Consider the following 14,905-nt stretch of genomic DNA (forward strand, 5'->3'; position numbering starts at 1 on the left):
CAAATAAAAAGTATTGAAAATAAGAAATGATGACCATTTAAAATAACTATTATAAATTTAAAAAAAATTAATTATCTTTTAAAATTATAGGGTCCGGAATGTTCAATTTTTTCACTTGCAACATTGGAGGCAAAACTTCCTGCAATTTCAGGAGGTTTTAACAATAATCTTTGTGAGACATATGCTGCCATGTAGGTGTCCCCGCAACCGGTCGTATCCACAAGATTGACACATGGAACTGCATCGATTTTGATTTCCGTATCTGAAAGTATTCGGGAGCCATGAGAACCATTGGTTATAACCATCTCACCTACATCATACTCAGTCCCAATGATGTTTTTTTCTTTCTCATCTAAAAATATTACATCAACGCCAGATAAAATGTCTTCCAATTCATCAAACTTGGATAATTTTATGGTGTAATTTTCATTTACTTGAACATCAGGAAGTCTCAAGAAACCCTGAATCGATACGAATATAGGAACGTCAAAACTTTTCAGATATTCAACTGTTTCGGCCGGAAAATCATAGCGATTCAAAGGATTCAATACAAAACCGTCAACTTCAGAAGGCAGAATTCCCTCCAAATCACTTGCCAATATCGGGATATTGGCGAAATTGCTAAATTGCTCTCTTGTATCCCGATCATCTTCAAATGGATAGTTATTTATGAAAAAATGAGTGTCATCCTTTTTAATCACCTTAACTTTGTCACCTGAAGGAAATTCCTCAACCAGTTTATCATCAGAACAGTTAACAATGGCCAAATAATCATTATGAAATTCTTCAAAAACAAAACTTTGGAAATAGGTCGCTCCACCTATCCTTTGAGACTTTTCATCACCGATAACAATCAGGTCACGTGTTACGGGTCCAATAACCACCAATGTCATGAATTCCACCATTTAAAAAATTAATCAAATTCTATAGTAATGTCAACAATATGATATTTGGAAGCGATATCATAGATTTCTTTCTTTATCTCCTCTTGCATTTCCCAGTTGCCGATTGAAACCTTAACGGTCAAAACAGAATCTATGCCGTCAAGTGACCAGACATGAAAATCATCGATTGAATTCACCCCGTCAATGGAAGTGATTGAATCCTTGAATTCATCGACGTCAAAATTGCTGGGGGTTTTCTGAAGCAATATCTGAACCGATTTAATCAGGTTGCGGCCCAGATTGAATATGAGCCATATTGCAATACCTATGGAAACAAACGGATCGAGATATGCCGCACCATCCCAAAACATCAATACCAAACTTAGTATTAAGATTGCAACCCATTCGAATACGTCCCCTAGCTGGTGAAATAGAATCGCCTTTTCATTGAACGTTTCGCCACGATGAAGCCTGTAGACCGAAAGGGATTTGAATATCAAACCTATGACCGCAATAACCAGCATGCCACCGGCATCAACACCCTCAGGGGCAAACAATCTAGGAATAGCTTCAGATAAAATCACAAATGCCATTATAATGACAAAAAGAGATATTATCACTGCACCAAGAATTGAAAAGCGCTGATAGCCATAGGAATAATTATCAGATGATTCCTTTTGAGCAATACGCTCCAAAAACCATGCCAAAGCTATGGAAATTGTGTCTGACAAGTCATGAATGAAATCACTCAGTATTGCCATACTGTTGGTGGCAAGAGCACCAATAATGACAATGATATTAAATGTCAGGTTCAGGAAAAATACCACAGCCAGATTTTCGCCGGCCTTTTTGTGATGATGATGCGTATCCACTCTCATAATCTAATATTTAAAAAAATTAATATAAAAAGTTTAGTTAATTCTCAAATAATTAAATTTAAAGTTAAATTTATATAACTAAACAAGGTAAAATTATAGTAGTGATTAAAAATGGCAATAGTTGGAACTACAATATTTTCTCATATTCTTCCAGTAATCTTTGGATTTTTAGCAATAGTATTAATTATTTCTGGATCACTAGAAGAGAATAATCCTAAATTGGCTTTAGGAATTATACTATTTATTATGGCATGTGTATTCCCATATGCAGTTTTAAGCGTTCTAGTCTAGGAGTTTAACTTCTCCTGAATGTAGGCTAGTTCCTATCAATACTTTTTTTATGCCCAATGATTCCAATTCAACCAAAGAATCTTTATTTAATCCACCAGCAATGATTAATTTGTCCTTAAGTTCACCAAATTCATCCAATAATTTTTTGTTGTATCCCTTTTCGGTGCCGACACCAGTAATGTCGAGAAGTATGATTTCATTTGGGTCAAGCCTTATCAAAATCTCTTTAAGTTCAGACAGACTCACATCAAGGTGTTTTGCAAGCAGTTCGCTGTTTTTCGTATCTATGCTGACCACAATCCTTTCCTTAGGATACTTTTCAAAAATCTTTTCTATCTCCCCAATGCTTTCAAGGGTTTCTGTTGGAATGATTACCTTGAATGCATAGTCAAGGAAAAATTCAAATGACTCGCAGTTTTTAACGCCACCGTCGAACATGACTGGAATGACTGTGTTGACCATCTTGATTTCGCTGAGGTTGTGGCCCTGAGATTCAATTAGATCCAAATCTGCTATATACATTTCATCAGCCCCATTCAATTTCAGACCCTGTGCGATTTCAACAGGATTGGAAGATGATGCAAAAACAGTGCTCAATGGTTGATAGGTATCCCTCATTCCTGATTTGCCGCTTACAGCCTGGTGCTGTTTTAAATCTATTACTGGAATTTTTTTAATCATATTATAAAATAAGAAAAAACTAGTATTAAAAACTTAAGGAGGTGAGAGAAGCTGAAGTGTTTTCCAGCGCCTCCCTCGAATAAAAAAATAATGATCAATTCATATGGTAAATAACAGTTATAGTTATGAACCTCTATTAATAAAGTTAACCTACATCATATATAAATGTTACTATATTTTAGAAAAATTAAAGTAAACTTGAATAAATAATTTATAATATTTTATGAAAAAAATAAACAAAAGACAATTATAATGATAAAATTATCAACATGAATATATGATTATTCATAAAATATAAAACTCGAAATTTTAAAGAAACCTAAATTTTCAAAAAGTTATAAATTCTGTTTGATAAAGTCAAGTTGAAAAAAGTAATGGTTAATGAAGTTTGAAGTAATTAAGAGGGAATTTGAAAGATAGTATTACGTGTTTGTCCTTAATATTGCTAAGCTATTGTGATTACTTCAAACTCTATATAAAAATTATACTTAATGATATAAATACTTTTTGATAAAAAAGTAATACTTTGATTAATATAAAATATATAAAAAGTATTACATAAAAATTTAAAAAAAATAATCAGACTCTGAAATTCTCATCAATGTAGGAATCGAATCTTACATAAGCTTCATCAATCGCTTTGGCAATCTGGTCTTGGTTGATTTCAGACAGCTCATCAAAGCTGACCCCAACATCAACATCAACATCTAACTGCTTGTCTTCATAGCTTAAAACGATGTCCAAATCCAAATCCTCGATTTCCTTGGCAGGCAATGCTTTTGAAATTTCACTTTCTAAAATTTCACCGAAATCATCTGAAATTGTTGCCAAGTCATCCTGTGATAATACTTTAAGTTTTGACATGAAAATCTAAAAAAAGAAAAAGTTAAGGTTTAAGCCTATTGGCCCATACCTTGCATAGCTGATTGGATAGCGGTTTGCATTTCCTGGAGTTTTTTCATGACTCTTTCTTCTTGGCGAGTCATAGTTTGTTTTCTTAACTCAAGAGTTTCTAACTTGTCTTCCATGTCAGCTAAAGCATCTTTGTATTCTACTTTGATAAGTAAAGTACCAGCTTGTTTGAATACTTCGGTATTTTCATCAGTCTTCTTAAGTTCTTCTAATGCTTTTTCAGTTTCTTGAATCTGTACTTCAACATTCTGAACTTGCATAGTTACAGCTTGAGCTTGTTGTTGTAATTGTTGAAACTGATTTAATTGTTCTTGAATATTTTCAGGAATCTCCATTTTATCACCTTAATTAATTATATAAGTATTAATTTGTTAAATTATTTATTTCTAATGCTAATTTAATCCACTTGATTGCAGAGTTGACAGAGGCCCTAAAAGATGTAGCGTCCTGAGCATCAATCTCAATCAGAATATTAGATCCTTCCAGTTCGATGGTCATGGATGACCTGAAATCCGGAGCGGTTTCAAATTCCAAAATTATTGCATCATAAACGATTTTTGCCTGACTGTCACTTTCAAATTCAACAGCAATATTGCTTTTGACTCTCTCCAGAGGACTTTCATCAATCATTTGTGACCTCTAAAATCTTTTTGACATTAATCTGGAAGTTCAATCTATCCCCAAATTTATTTACAAAATAGATTCTTGCTATTGAATCGTCACTTTTAGAAACTAGAATATAATTTTCCTCAGCCTTATCCACTAAATCCAAATCTAAAATATCACTTAATACATCAAGTTCTTTTACTTCAGACACTATTTTCAATTGGGATGGAGCAAAATTTGTTTTTTCATTATCCAATGTTACTCCAATGAGAATTGTAAGTAATAATTCACCTTTGTTTGAGAAAAAAGAAATTCTACTAGGATTTCCTTTAATTTCATTAACAATAGCCAAATTATATTCATCAACTTCAAGCGCTTTTAGCAATAATTCACGCATGTTCATCTTGCCCCTATTGACTGAGGTTGAATCAGTAACGCGAGCTAAATTTTTACAAAACTTTCTAGTCTTTTGAGAAGGTTTTCTAGAAGTTGATATTAACATTTAAATCAAAAATAGTAAAAAATTTAGTAAAAGCAAAGATTTTATCTTGCTTTTATAATTCTAGTTGTTTCTGGAACATTCTTAAATAAAATCCTATATCTGCATTTAGGACATTTATTTTCCATGTAGCTTTTATGGTCTACTTCTGCTCCACAACGTGGACACCTATACAAGGCCTATTCCTCCACTTTAATGTCTCTGATACTGCGTGCTGCAGATTTTGCCATAGGGGTTTCTGGAACGTATGCTCCACCAGTAAATACTGCACCGCATTTTCTGCATTTCCAAATTCCAGCAGCTTGTCTTTTTACATATGGTCTATCACATTTAGGACAAACATGATTCTTTTTCATGTTTTCTTCAATGATTTTAACAGATCTTTTTGCTTTTCTTCCGTATCTTGCACCGAACCTACCTGTAATACCCACTTTTTTAGTTCTTGCCATTTATATCTTCTCCATAATAATTAAAATTTAAAATAAATTGATTATATAAAATAACCATAAAATTATCTAATATGATAATATTTGATTAACTAATATTTAAAGGTTTGCTTAAAATAGGTATTTTAAGAAAAAATTAATTTTTGATGAGAAAAATAACTCCTATAAATCTTTTTGCCAATTTCTGAATTCCCATCAAAAAAATTTAAAATGATATCCAACTAGTCAAGTGTTGGATAGTTAGGACTTTCATTAGTAATCAACAAGTCATGTGGGTGAGATTCTTTAATACCACTGCTTGTAATTCTAACGAAGTTAGCCTTTTCTTGCATTGCTTTGATATCTTTTGCACCACAATAACCCATGGATGATTTTAAACCGCCCACTAATTGGAACAGGATTTCAGCAACTGTTCCTTTGTATGGTACAGCACCTTCAATTCCTTCAGGCACATATTTAGTGTGGTTCATTTTACTTTTTTGACCTTGGAAGTATCTGTCTGCTCCACCGTCAAATTCACTGGTCATTGCACCCATTGATCCCATTCCACGGTATTTTTTGTATTGTTTACCATGCATGATAACAATGTCACCAGGAGCTTCCAAGGATGCCGCAAGCAAGTTACCTAACATTACTGCATCTGCACCGGCACCAATAGCCTTTGCAACATCACCGGAGTATCTGATACCACCATCAGCAATGACAGGAATTCCAGATTCAGCTGCAGCATCTGCAACATCAGATATTGCTGTAAGTTGTGGCACACCGACACCAGCTACAATACGGGTGGTACACATTGAACCAGGACCAATACCCACTTTAAGTGCATCAACTCCCATTGAGATTAAATCTTCGGCAGCTTCAGCTGTCGCAATGTTACCTACACAAAGCTCAGCATCGATATTATCCTTAATGGTTTCGGTGAACTTTACTACATTCATATTGTGAGCATGAGCACAGTCGATTGAAATAATGTCTGCACCGGCTTGGTCAAGTGCCATTGCCCTGTCCAAATCAAATGGACCACATGCAGCAGCAACTAAAAAGTTACCGTCCTTATCTCTTGCCGCATTAGGATATTGTGATTGATTTAATATATCTTTAATAGTAATGATTCCTACAAGTTTGCCGTCACGGACAACAGGAAGCCTTTCAACCTTATTGTCGTATGCAATATTTAATGCCTCTTCAGCTGAAACACCTTCATCAACAGTAACGACATCAGAGGTCATTATATCCTTAATTTCTGTATTTGGTTCGGATTTTAAAAATGGTCTGATATCCCTTTTTGAAATAATTCCGAGAATTTTATCACCGTCAACAACAGGCAACCCGCTGATGAGCTCATTACGCATTGTTTCTTCAGCTTCACTAACGGTAGAACCTGGAGAAATGGTAATTACATCACGTATTGTCAAATCTTCAGCATTTTTAACCTTTCTGACTTCTTCAACTTGTCTTTCAAGTGTGATGTTCCTGTGAATTACACCTACCCCACCTTCCTGTGCCATGGCTATTGCAAGATCCGCTTCTGTAACGGTATCCATAGCCGCACTCAATACAGGGATATTCAATTTGATTCCTTTACCTAATTCAATTTTAGTATCAATGTCTTTTGGTTCAACATAACTTGCATTAGGGGTCAAAAGGAAATCATCAAAGGTATAAGACATTCTTGCTTCTTGAACTTTTTTTGAAAATGACATGATTAACACCTAATTAAAATGAATCTAATAATTCTTTAAGCTCAGCAACTGCAGTATGGTGTATTTTTCCAGTGTTTCTGTCACCGCCAACACATGCAGCTCCCCTAATACCAACAACATCACAGCCAATATCATGCAATGGTTTCAATTGGTCTTTTTTAACAGAGCCTGCAAGGGCAGTCAATAAACCATATCCATGAGCTTCATCGACAAATTCTTTTAATTTGTCCAAATCTAAATAATCAAATAATGTATGACCGTCTTTAACAGCAGTGTCCAGCATTGCAAGGTCACATCCTGCATCTTTTGCCACTTTTGGTATTTCCATAGGGTCAACTGCACCTACACGGTGAGCATCTGCATAACCTGCCGCTACAATAATTGTATCTTCACTTACATCTTTTACAGTTTTTACAACATTTTCCATGACTTCCACAGCTTCATCATGGTCTTTTGTTCCGTATAATCCAACTTTAATATAATCTGCTCCGGAAACGTGAGCGCCCATTGCCGCAAGTGAAACTGTACCTGGTTTGTAAGGCACATCCCCTAAAGTAGCGCTAACAAGCTTATCTTCAGGAGTCAATTCCCTGATTTCTTTAATAACCCATGGGAAATTGGCTCCAAGAGAACCTTCCTTAGGATTTTTCACATCAACAATATCTGCTCCACCTTCAATAGATTCTAGAGCTTCTTCACGATTTATAGGACTTATTAATAGAAGCATAAATTTCCTCCAATAAAATATAATTTTATAATATAATACTATTAGTTCTTTATTATTTATAATATTATTGTTTTTTGGAAAAAAATAAAAGTAATTAAAAATTATATTAAAAAAAATAGTGCCCTATAATATCGGAAAATTTTAACAATTATTAAATATGTATTCCACAAAAAATAATAAACAATGAATATGTTTGAAAATATTCCTGAAATTTTTTTAAAATCTAAAAAGTATTTGATAATCTATTTGATATTTATTGCTGTTACCTGTGCATCGACGCTTTCAGCTAAAAACTTCGCAAATCCGCAGTTTGTAATATCTACATTCATCATCGTTGCAATTTTGGGAATATTCTGCATTATCTATTATTTCATGCATGACTCTGAAAATGAACTTTATAAGGTCGCCTTTGTAATTATACTCTGTTTCGGTATAATGACAGCGCTGATTGTGCCAATTGCAGATGTCAGCGATGAACTGGAACATCTTACACGTGCGGAAATCACGTCAAGGGGAATAATATTTCCTCATTGGGAAGGTGGTCCCAACAATCTCACCCAATTGTACAACCATACATCCGAAGGAAAATACAGTCAGGCACTCAATACAGATGTAGGTTTTGTGACAACTGAAAGCCACATGTTCTTTTTAAACAACCGGGAAAAAACCGTTTTTGAAACGCCTGATGATACGGATAAAATCAGCAACAAAACAATCCTTGACGGATCTGCCTTTGAGCAAAACCCATTTTATGGATATCTGCCTCAAGCAATCGGCATTTTCTTTGCCAAATTATTTGACATGAATGTTATCTGGATGCTATGGCTTGGCAGAATCTGTAATTTGATTTTTTATGCATTTTTAATATCATTAGCCGTTAGAATATCGCCGGTGCTGAAAGTTCATCTTCTGACGGTTGCCTGCATACCCCTTTCAATTTATCAGGCGGCCTCACTCAGCATTGATTCAATGATAATTGGATTGGGGATACTCACAATAGCATATTTCATATATCTGTATAAAGCCGAAGAGGAATCCCTCGGTACAAAGCATGTTGCACTATTCTGTGGACTTTCATTGCTTCTGGGCCTTTGCAAGCTGCCTTATCTTGCATTTGTGTTTTTTATACTGCTGGTTCCTCGAAGAAACTTTAAGGATAAAAATATCTTAAGATACATGCTTTTGGGTGTTTTAATCGTTGGTATTTTAGGCGTTTTGTGGAGCACATATTCAGAACCCGCATTAATGCATTCATGGAGATCAAAACTCAATTACATGAATCCTAAATTGCAATTGGACTACATGATAAATCATCCATTTTTCATTTTAAAATTCATACAGTTAATTTTCACATTTACTTTGGGCATTACAGTAAATGGACTGTTTAATTTCTTTGGAGCAGCCAGTGCCTATCATTACAATGACCATTATATGTTTATTACAGTATTGTTATGGATATTCCTGTCCATCATATTACTGTTCCATCCAAAAAAGTTCAAATTCAATCGCAAAGCAAAATGGGGTTCATTTTTGATTCTGCTAATAATATATGTAGGAACATGCGTCATCCAGCTTCTGACCTGGGCGGATGTTGGTAGAACAAACATCGGTGTCAGCGCAAGATACTTCCTGCCGTTGTTTGCCCTGCTTCCGATTATTGTACCATTCAAGATAGATAAACTGGAAAAGTTTAATAACAATTATACTATAGTTTTCATCATTGGATTCATGGCCTCCCTGATTCTTGCTTTTGCCACCAAGTATTATTATTGAAGCCCTCCAACTTTTAGAAAACATTAGACAAAAAAAAGTTAAATTAGATTGAAAGATCAATAAGGGGAATCCCTATTTAAAACATTATCCTTAATTTTATAATGGGCTTTCGGATAAAATCCAACATCAGTAGACAGTTTTCTCATATTTTCCAATATCTCATTGGTCGGTATGGACAAAGGACAGTTCAATGTGCATAATCCGCATAGAGTGCACATGTAAAGGCCTGAATCAAAACATGTTTCATCATCTTCTATGAATTTTGACATTGCAACACCACGTCCTCCAAGGTAGTTGTTAAATCCGAATTCGTTACCAACTGCATTATAGACCGGACAGTGAACTATGCAGTTTCCGCAGCCTATGCAATAAAGGCATTCCTCAATTGCTTGGCTTCTTCCATTGTCCAAAAGAATGACTACCACCCTTTCGGCACCATACATGTTCTTGATTAGTTTTTTCTCGATGTCGGCGGTTTTGGATGGTCCGGATATGACATTCATATATGATGTAACATAGTTTCCGGTTGCAAATACTGTCTCTAACTTTACAACAGAGATTGCATCTTCCAATGTAGGCACTATTTTATCAATTCCAGCTACAATTATATGCAAGTCTTTGAGTGAAACTATTGAAATATTGCCCTCATTGTGCACCATTACAACAGACCCCTCTTCGGATGCGATAGCATTGGCTCCACTTATACCTACAGTTGCATTTTCAAGGCGTTTTAGAACATCGCTTCTGACAGCCTTCATGATTTCAGTAGGTTCGGGATCAACATCAACATCCAGTGATTCATTGACGATGCCTGTTATCTCATCAACATTCAGATGTGATGCAGGCCCTGTCGGATGAACCGGCTTATTGTCTGTTTTTTTAAGCTGCAGAATACGGTCACCCAAATCGGTTTCGACAACATCAATATCCAGGTGGTTTTTCAAATCAATTTCGCCTAATGTGTTTGATTTGGCCTTGGCAATTACTTCAGCATCATATTCCTCAATCAAATCATCAATAATGTCCAATGCATCCTGCGAGGTCTTTGCAAACCTGCATTCTATGCCATTACGTTCAAATGATTCCAAAGCCTGATTGAATAACTCCTCTTTATTGTCATAAGAATATTTTTTAATTTCCTGAACCCTTGAGGTTAGCCGTTTGATTGATGGTGAGTCCTTAATTGATGAAGACCTTTTTTTAACTGTATCAAAAGATTTTCTCATAGTCTCAAGTTCACTATTCTTCATTCACACCACCATATTTCACTAAAAATTCAGTCAAATCCAATACTTCAAGTTCATCATTTTCCAAATTAAGTTTACAGAAAGGACAAGAGGTAACCAATGTTTTGCAGCCGGTTTCTTTTGCCTGTGCAATTCTTGACTGTGCCATTTGTGAGGCAATTTCAGGATAAGCTGACTTTACACCTCCTCCTGCACCGCAGCATAAACTGTTTTCACGATTGTTTTCCATTTCAACAAGATTTGCAACATTTTCAATGACGTTTCTTGGCTCATCGAAAACATCACAGTGTCTTCCCAAATGGCAGGAATCGTGATAAGTTACATCCAAATCTGTCTTTGTCAATTCAAGCTTTTTTTCACGAATCAGCTCATCCAATAACTGAGAGATATGGATTACATCCAGACCTTTATAGTCCTCTTTTAAGGTCTTATAGCAGCCCGCACATGATACAATGATTTTTTCATCCTTTAAAACTTCAGTGTTTTTTTCAATCTGCTCTTTCGCTTCGCTTTCAAAACCTGTTCTAAGCAAAACTGACCCGCAACATTTTTCATCTTCTAAAACATGATAATCAATACCAGCAAGAGTCAGCAATTCCTCAGTTGCCTTGGAGATATCAGTTTGCTTTTCTCTTGCGGTGCATCCTCTAAAATAAAGCATTATTCATCCTCTTCATCATCAAGAGATATTTCATTATTGATCGCTACTTCCTTTACAATCTTATTCATTTCATCCTGCAATATGTCTATCCTATTGTACAGTCTGAATATGATATAGAACAGCACAACGAATACCACAATAATGATAAAATCCAATCCACGAGTTATACCAAAGAGTTGGGCAAATCTTTCACTTGCTTTTGGAAAAATTGAAAATAGAATTACAAATAACCATAATACAGTCCATAATATTACAGTTGTTAAGGATTGTTTTTCCTTCAAGTACCTATAAAAAAACCATAGAATTGCCAATATGGATATAATTGGAAATAATATTGAATATAACAACATTTTATCACCTTAAAATTGATGTTTTATCATCTGAAGCAATATTTTAAATGCTTCCGCAACGTTTGTCCCCTTCGCTTGAGTTTCTGGAGTGTATATAGTTTTAATCGGAACTTCCACAAATGGAATATTATTGTCATTAACTTCACGTATGAACTCTGATGAAATGAGATAACCTCGAGCATTGATTTCAATTTTTCGCAAAGCCTCAAGGGTTATGGCCCTAAAACCGGTTTGAGAATCACTTACGTTAACACCATAAAATAGTCTTGTTAAAAGATTCATGACTGCATTTGCAAAATTTCTGCTGAAAGGCATGTCCTTAAGTGGCCTGACACCGATTACTGCCTGAGCTTGCCCTGTAACCAAAGGTGTTATTACATTATCCAAATCATCGGCAGAATGCTGGCCGTCTGAATCCATGCTGACAACATATTTCGGATTGAATTTGAAAACTGCGTCAAAACCTGTCTGTGTTGCCACACCAACACCCCTGTTAATCATAAGGGAAAAAATATGAATCTGATTGGGATATTTCCTTTTGGATTGCTTAATAACATCTAGAGTATTGTCTGATGAACCGTCATTGACAATAATCATGTTATATCCTTTTTCTGCAATGGATTCTATTACGGGTTGAATCCTTGTTGCCTCATTATATGCCGGAAGAACAACAAATGTCTGATTTCTATCTTCCTTAGTTAGCTCATATCCCATTTTAAATCACTCATAGAGGTCCTGCATCTTCTTTTCCTTCACGCATTCCCATTCCTGCTTCTTTTCTCATTGCTTTTCTGTGATACATCATCTTAATTAAATTCTGTGCATGTTCACGTGCCCTGTTTTCCGCAAGCTTTGCAAGCTCAACCGGATCATCTTCCTCATCCTCATGTACAAATACTTCCAATATGTGAGTGTTTGTCATTAATTGTGCATTAATTAAACCGGTTGATGCCTCATGAGCACACATCTTATCTTTTTCCATAGGCCCTGGCATTCCAAGTGCCATTACGATATCACAGTTTTCCTCTTCAATGAGAATTTTGGCTGTAACAGGCAAGTCCTTAACGCCAGGAACAGTTTGGCGTATGATTTTCAAGTCATATGCATTCTTTTTTAACTCATCGATGGCTGCTGCAGCCATATCAAAACGAGCAAATGTAGTGTCACAAATTCCAATTCTCATTTAAATTCACCTTATAAAAAGAGTATGTTTTTATTAATATAAAACTTTAATTAAAAATACAAAAGTATTATGAAATATTACTACGAGTAATACTTTGAACATTATAATTATGAAAAAAATTTGAGTTAAAAAAAATTAGTTTTTGTTTAACAAATCCAAAAACTTTTCCTTGGCTTCATCAATTGTCAGAGGATAGTCCCCATGCATGTCAAAGCCTTCCCTTTCAAGTTGCTGGAATAAGTCTGTAACTATAGGAACTTTTAGATTAGCCTGTTCCAAAATTTCAGGTTTTGCAAAAATTTCCTTAGGAGTTCCTTCTGCAATCAACAAACCATCAACCAAAACAAAAACCTTTTCAGCATAGTTAGGAACCAGATCGACTTCATGTGTTGATATTACAATTGTAATTCCTTCCTCATTGAGTTCATTAAGTAATATTGATAAGTCAACAACCCCCTGAGGGTCAAGACCTGCAGTAGGCTCATCCAAAACCATTACTTGAGGTTTCATTGCAAGAATTCCTGCAATTGCAACCCTTTTCTTTTGACCTCCGCTCAAGTGATGCGGTGCAGTCTTTTCAAATCCGCTCATTCCAACACGTGCTAAAGCCTCTTCAACCCTGTCCTGAACCTCTTCCATCGGAAGACCTAAGTTAAGAGGTCCAAATGCAACATCTTCCTCAACTGTAGGGGCAAATATCTGATCATCAGGATTCTGGAAAACGATTCCAACTTTTTGCCTGAATTTGAGCAAAGATTTCTTATCATACTTCAATTCCTCACCATCAATGAACACCTGACCTTCATCAGGCTGATAAATTCCATTCAAATGCAAGAATAATGTAGATTTTCCGGCACCATTTTTACCTAAAAGAGCAACCATTTCACCTTTTTCTATCTTTAAACTAACCCCTTTAAGCGCCTGATAATCCGAATTATATGAATATTTAATATTTTTTACCTCTAACATTTTAATTCTCCTTTTTTCTTGGTTCATAAACCGGAAGTTCACCATTATATCCTCTTGAATCCAATGCAAATTGCAGTGTTTCACTTTTATCAAGAGACCTTAAAAATATGGTACTTGCAAGAGCACCCAAAGACTTAAATGAAGTCCAATATGAGTGATATCCAAGTCTTGTATCCTGTGCCTTTTGCATGGTATCTATTTCATTCAGGAATATGAAAATTGCATTATACATTAAAAGAGCGATTTCAACCATAACTTTCGGAACTTTCAAAGTTCTTAAGCAATTTAAGACCTTTGCAATAGGTGTTGTAAGAGCTAAGAAACCTAAACATGGTAAACATCCCATTACCCTCATAAATGTATAAACCGCATAATGGAACGAATCGGTAGTGACTACAATACCCAATATTCCAGTTTCATAAATGACTTCTCCTTTTCCAAAGAAGAACAATAAGAATAAACATGTAATGACAAGAAATGCCATTGGAAGTGACAGGAATTTCAAATATGATTTATAGTTTATTTTAGCAATTGCCAATATGACAATGGACATTACAATGAAAATGAATACGTCAAAATATAGATTATCAAGTGCCAGTGTAACAATTAACAATATTACTGTTAAAAACAACTTAAAATAAGGATTTGTTTCAGTTAATTCATTATGATGCGCAATATAATCCATATCAAATTTCATAAATATCTCCTAAAAAAAGAAAAAAAATAATAAAGAAGAATTATTCTTCTTTACCTTGTCCTCTCCAGTAACCAAAGAAGTAACCAATAATGATTGCTCCGATTGCTGCTTGGAGAGCAAATAATAAGCTTTCTATTTCACCACTAGGTGGTTCCCATATAGATGAAAACCAAGGTTTGAAACCAGTTTCTTCAATAGCTTCACCAGCGGCATCATCTGCACCACCAAAGTACCCATCATCTTCTCCATGACCACTAAACATTATTAATGGTGCAATGAACAATATGATACAAACAACAGCCAATATTATTAATGTTGATGTTTTCATTTATATCACCTTATGCTTCATTAGGAGCTAAAGCACCTAATTTATCTAATAATTTTGGTTTGTAAGC

Annotated in this window: 21 protein-coding genes; 2 read left to right on the forward strand and 19 right to left on the reverse strand. The window is 35.0% G+C overall.

What is annotated here, in order from left to right; genetic code table 11:
* Positions 1–71 precede the first annotated feature (71 nt).
* Positions 72–893: a PfkB family carbohydrate kinase gene (locus ACJMML_RS08175; RefSeq protein ID WP_405306836.1), complete on the reverse strand. Its 822-nt coding sequence runs from the start codon at positions 891–893 to the stop codon at positions 72–74.
* Between the two features lie 20 nt (positions 894–913).
* Entirely contained in the window at positions 914–1,762 is an 849-nt protein-coding gene (locus tag ACJMML_RS08180) for a cation diffusion facilitator family transporter (protein WP_405306837.1), read from the reverse strand.
* A 111-nt stretch (positions 1,763–1,873) separates the two neighbouring features.
* On the opposite strand from ACJMML_RS08180, the gene ACJMML_RS08185 reads away from it, so the two are divergent.
* On the forward strand, positions 1,874–2,053 hold the full coding sequence (locus ACJMML_RS08185; RefSeq protein ID WP_405306838.1) for a hypothetical protein: 180 nt from the start codon (positions 1,874–1,876) through the stop codon (positions 2,051–2,053).
* On the opposite strand, the gene ACJMML_RS08190 is transcribed toward ACJMML_RS08185, so the two are convergent.
* The 9 genes from ACJMML_RS08190 to ACJMML_RS08230 all read right to left on the reverse strand — a co-directional run bounded on the left by ACJMML_RS08190 (position 2,045) and on the right by ACJMML_RS08230 (position 7,630).
* Positions 2,045–2,734, reverse strand: a complete 690-nt coding sequence (locus tag ACJMML_RS08190; protein WP_405306839.1) for a HisA/HisF family protein — start codon at positions 2,732–2,734, stop codon at positions 2,045–2,047. The genes ACJMML_RS08185 and ACJMML_RS08190 overlap by 9 nt on opposite strands.
* A gap of 579 nt (positions 2,735–3,313) precedes the next feature.
* A complete protein-coding gene (locus ACJMML_RS08195) occupies positions 3,314–3,598 on the reverse strand; it encodes a DUF3194 domain-containing protein (protein ID WP_405306840.1) in 285 nt (94 codons plus the stop codon).
* Between the two features lie 35 nt (positions 3,599–3,633).
* Positions 3,634–3,981, reverse strand: coding sequence for a prefoldin subunit beta (locus ACJMML_RS08200; protein ID WP_405306841.1), 348 nt, complete (start codon positions 3,979–3,981; stop codon positions 3,634–3,636).
* A 28-nt stretch (positions 3,982–4,009) separates the two neighbouring features.
* The gene (locus tag ACJMML_RS08205) at positions 4,010–4,276 is read right to left on the reverse strand and encodes a KEOPS complex subunit Pcc1 (protein ID WP_405306842.1); all 267 of its coding nucleotides are present in this window, start codon (positions 4,274–4,276) and stop codon (positions 4,010–4,012) included.
* Positions 4,269–4,754 carry a Brix domain-containing protein gene (locus ACJMML_RS08210; RefSeq protein WP_405306843.1) on the reverse strand — a complete coding sequence of 162 codons (486 nt, stop codon included), beginning with the start codon at positions 4,752–4,754 and terminating at the stop codon, positions 4,269–4,271. Before ACJMML_RS08210 ends, ACJMML_RS08205 begins: the two co-directional genes overlap by 8 nt.
* Before the next feature lie 41 nt (positions 4,755–4,795).
* Entirely contained in the window at positions 4,796–4,927 is a 132-nt protein-coding gene (locus ACJMML_RS08215; RefSeq protein WP_082706360.1) for a DNA-directed RNA polymerase subunit P, read from the reverse strand.
* 3 nt (positions 4,928–4,930) lie between these two features.
* Positions 4,931–5,200: a 50S ribosomal protein L37Ae gene (gene rpl37A / locus ACJMML_RS08220; protein WP_292805463.1), complete on the reverse strand. Its 270-nt coding sequence runs from the start codon at positions 5,198–5,200 to the stop codon at positions 4,931–4,933.
* A 218-nt stretch (positions 5,201–5,418) separates the two neighbouring features.
* A complete protein-coding gene (gene guaB, locus ACJMML_RS08225) occupies positions 5,419–6,903 on the reverse strand; it encodes an IMP dehydrogenase (RefSeq protein WP_405306844.1) in 1,485 nt (494 codons plus the stop codon).
* Between the two features lie 13 nt (positions 6,904–6,916).
* Positions 6,917–7,630 carry a (5-formylfuran-3-yl)methyl phosphate synthase gene (locus ACJMML_RS08230; RefSeq protein ID WP_303738114.1) on the reverse strand — a complete coding sequence of 238 codons (714 nt, stop codon included), beginning with the start codon at positions 7,628–7,630 and terminating at the stop codon, positions 6,917–6,919.
* 183 nt (positions 7,631–7,813) lie between these two features.
* Between ACJMML_RS08230 and ACJMML_RS08235 the strand changes: the two genes are divergently transcribed.
* Positions 7,814–9,403, forward strand: a complete 1,590-nt coding sequence (locus ACJMML_RS08235; protein WP_405306845.1) for a DUF2142 domain-containing protein — start codon at positions 7,814–7,816, stop codon at positions 9,401–9,403.
* Between the two features lie 56 nt (positions 9,404–9,459).
* Here the strand turns inward: ACJMML_RS08235 and ACJMML_RS08240 are convergent, their stop codons facing one another.
* The 8 genes from ACJMML_RS08240 to ACJMML_RS08275 all read right to left on the reverse strand — a co-directional run bounded on the left by ACJMML_RS08240 (position 9,460) and on the right by ACJMML_RS08275 (position 14,838).
* The gene (locus tag ACJMML_RS08240) at positions 9,460–10,653 is read right to left on the reverse strand and encodes an LUD domain-containing protein (protein ID WP_405306846.1); all 1,194 of its coding nucleotides are present in this window, start codon (positions 10,651–10,653) and stop codon (positions 9,460–9,462) included.
* Complete coding sequence (locus tag ACJMML_RS08245) at positions 10,643–11,311, reverse strand: (Fe-S)-binding protein (protein WP_405306847.1); 669 nt, start codon at positions 11,309–11,311, stop codon at positions 10,643–10,645. Before ACJMML_RS08245 ends, ACJMML_RS08240 begins: the two co-directional genes overlap by 11 nt.
* On the reverse strand, positions 11,311–11,661 hold the full coding sequence (locus tag ACJMML_RS08250; RefSeq protein WP_405306848.1) for a DUF2304 domain-containing protein: 351 nt from the start codon (positions 11,659–11,661) through the stop codon (positions 11,311–11,313). The genes ACJMML_RS08245 and ACJMML_RS08250 overlap by 1 nt, the downstream gene beginning before the upstream one ends.
* 9 nt (positions 11,662–11,670) lie before the next feature.
* Positions 11,671–12,375 carry a glycosyltransferase family 2 protein gene (locus ACJMML_RS08255; protein ID WP_405306849.1) on the reverse strand — a complete coding sequence of 235 codons (705 nt, stop codon included), beginning with the start codon at positions 12,373–12,375 and terminating at the stop codon, positions 11,671–11,673.
* A 10-nt stretch (positions 12,376–12,385) separates the two neighbouring features.
* Entirely contained in the window at positions 12,386–12,844 is a 459-nt protein-coding gene (gene ribC, locus ACJMML_RS08260; RefSeq protein ID WP_405306850.1) for a riboflavin synthase, read from the reverse strand.
* A 135-nt stretch (positions 12,845–12,979) separates the two neighbouring features.
* The gene (locus ACJMML_RS08265; RefSeq protein WP_405306851.1) at positions 12,980–13,813 is read right to left on the reverse strand and encodes an ATP-binding cassette domain-containing protein; all 834 of its coding nucleotides are present in this window, start codon (positions 13,811–13,813) and stop codon (positions 12,980–12,982) included.
* Between the two features lies 1 nt (position 13,814).
* Positions 13,815–14,510 (reverse strand): cobalt ECF transporter T component CbiQ, encoded by a 696-nt coding sequence (gene cbiQ / locus ACJMML_RS08270; RefSeq protein ID WP_405306853.1) that lies wholly within the window; start codon positions 14,508–14,510, stop codon positions 13,815–13,817.
* Between the two features lie 40 nt (positions 14,511–14,550).
* Positions 14,551–14,838: an energy-coupling factor ABC transporter substrate-binding protein gene (locus tag ACJMML_RS08275; protein WP_303739587.1), complete on the reverse strand. Its 288-nt coding sequence runs from the start codon at positions 14,836–14,838 to the stop codon at positions 14,551–14,553.
* Between the last annotated feature and the right edge of the window lie 67 nt (positions 14,839–14,905).

Origin of the sequence: Methanobrevibacter sp. (assembly GCF_045130115.1) — an archaeon.
GTDB lineage: Archaea > Methanobacteriota > Methanobacteria > Methanobacteriales > Methanobacteriaceae > Methanocatella.

Bases quoted from the DNA above. Each gene is read 5' to 3' on its own strand.
- ACJMML_RS08240 (WP_405306846.1), bottom strand. From the start codon at position 10,653: ATGAAGAATAGTGAACTTGAGACTATGAGAAAATCTTTTGATACAGTT.
- cbiQ (WP_405306853.1), bottom strand. From the start codon at position 14,510: ATGAAATTTGATATGGATTATATTGCGCATCATAATGAATTAACTGAA.
- ACJMML_RS08250 (WP_405306848.1), bottom strand. From the start codon at position 11,661: ATGTTGTTATATTCAATATTATTTCCAATTATATCCATATTGGCAATT.
- ACJMML_RS08175 (WP_405306836.1), bottom strand. From the start codon at position 893: ATGACATTGGTGGTTATTGGACCCGTAACACGTGACCTGATTGTTATC.
- ACJMML_RS08230 (WP_303738114.1), bottom strand. From the start codon at position 7,630: ATGCTTCTATTAATAAGTCCTATAAATCGTGAAGAAGCTCTAGAATCT.
- ACJMML_RS08265 (WP_405306851.1), bottom strand. From the start codon at position 13,813: ATGTTAGAGGTAAAAAATATTAAATATTCATATAATTCGGATTATCAG.
- ACJMML_RS08235 (WP_405306845.1), top strand. From the start codon at position 7,814: ATGAATATGTTTGAAAATATTCCTGAAATTTTTTTAAAATCTAAAAAG.
- ACJMML_RS08195 (WP_405306840.1), bottom strand. From the start codon at position 3,598: ATGTCAAAACTTAAAGTATTATCACAGGATGACTTGGCAACAATTTCA.
- ACJMML_RS08185 (WP_405306838.1), top strand. From the start codon at position 1,874: ATGGCAATAGTTGGAACTACAATATTTTCTCATATTCTTCCAGTAATC.
- ACJMML_RS08180 (WP_405306837.1), bottom strand. From the start codon at position 1,762: ATGAGAGTGGATACGCATCATCATCACAAAAAGGCCGGCGAAAATCTG.
- rpl37A (WP_292805463.1), bottom strand. From the start codon at position 5,200: ATGGCAAGAACTAAAAAAGTGGGTATTACAGGTAGGTTCGGTGCAAGA.
- ribC (WP_405306850.1), bottom strand. From the start codon at position 12,844: ATGAGAATTGGAATTTGTGACACTACATTTGCTCGTTTTGATATGGCT.
- ACJMML_RS08205 (WP_405306842.1), bottom strand. From the start codon at position 4,276: ATGATTGATGAAAGTCCTCTGGAGAGAGTCAAAAGCAATATTGCTGTT.
- ACJMML_RS08245 (WP_405306847.1), bottom strand. From the start codon at position 11,311: ATGCTTTATTTTAGAGGATGCACCGCAAGAGAAAAGCAAACTGATATC.
- ACJMML_RS08210 (WP_405306843.1), bottom strand. From the start codon at position 4,754: ATGTTAATATCAACTTCTAGAAAACCTTCTCAAAAGACTAGAAAGTTT.
- ACJMML_RS08255 (WP_405306849.1), bottom strand. From the start codon at position 12,375: ATGGGATATGAGCTAACTAAGGAAGATAGAAATCAGACATTTGTTGTT.
- ACJMML_RS08200 (WP_405306841.1), bottom strand. From the start codon at position 3,981: ATGGAGATTCCTGAAAATATTCAAGAACAATTAAATCAGTTTCAACAA.
- ACJMML_RS08190 (WP_405306839.1), bottom strand. From the start codon at position 2,734: ATGATTAAAAAAATTCCAGTAATAGATTTAAAACAGCACCAGGCTGTA.
- guaB (WP_405306844.1), bottom strand. From the start codon at position 6,903: ATGTCATTTTCAAAAAAAGTTCAAGAAGCAAGAATGTCTTATACCTTT.
- ACJMML_RS08275 (WP_303739587.1), bottom strand. From the start codon at position 14,838: ATGAAAACATCAACATTAATAATATTGGCTGTTGTTTGTATCATATTG.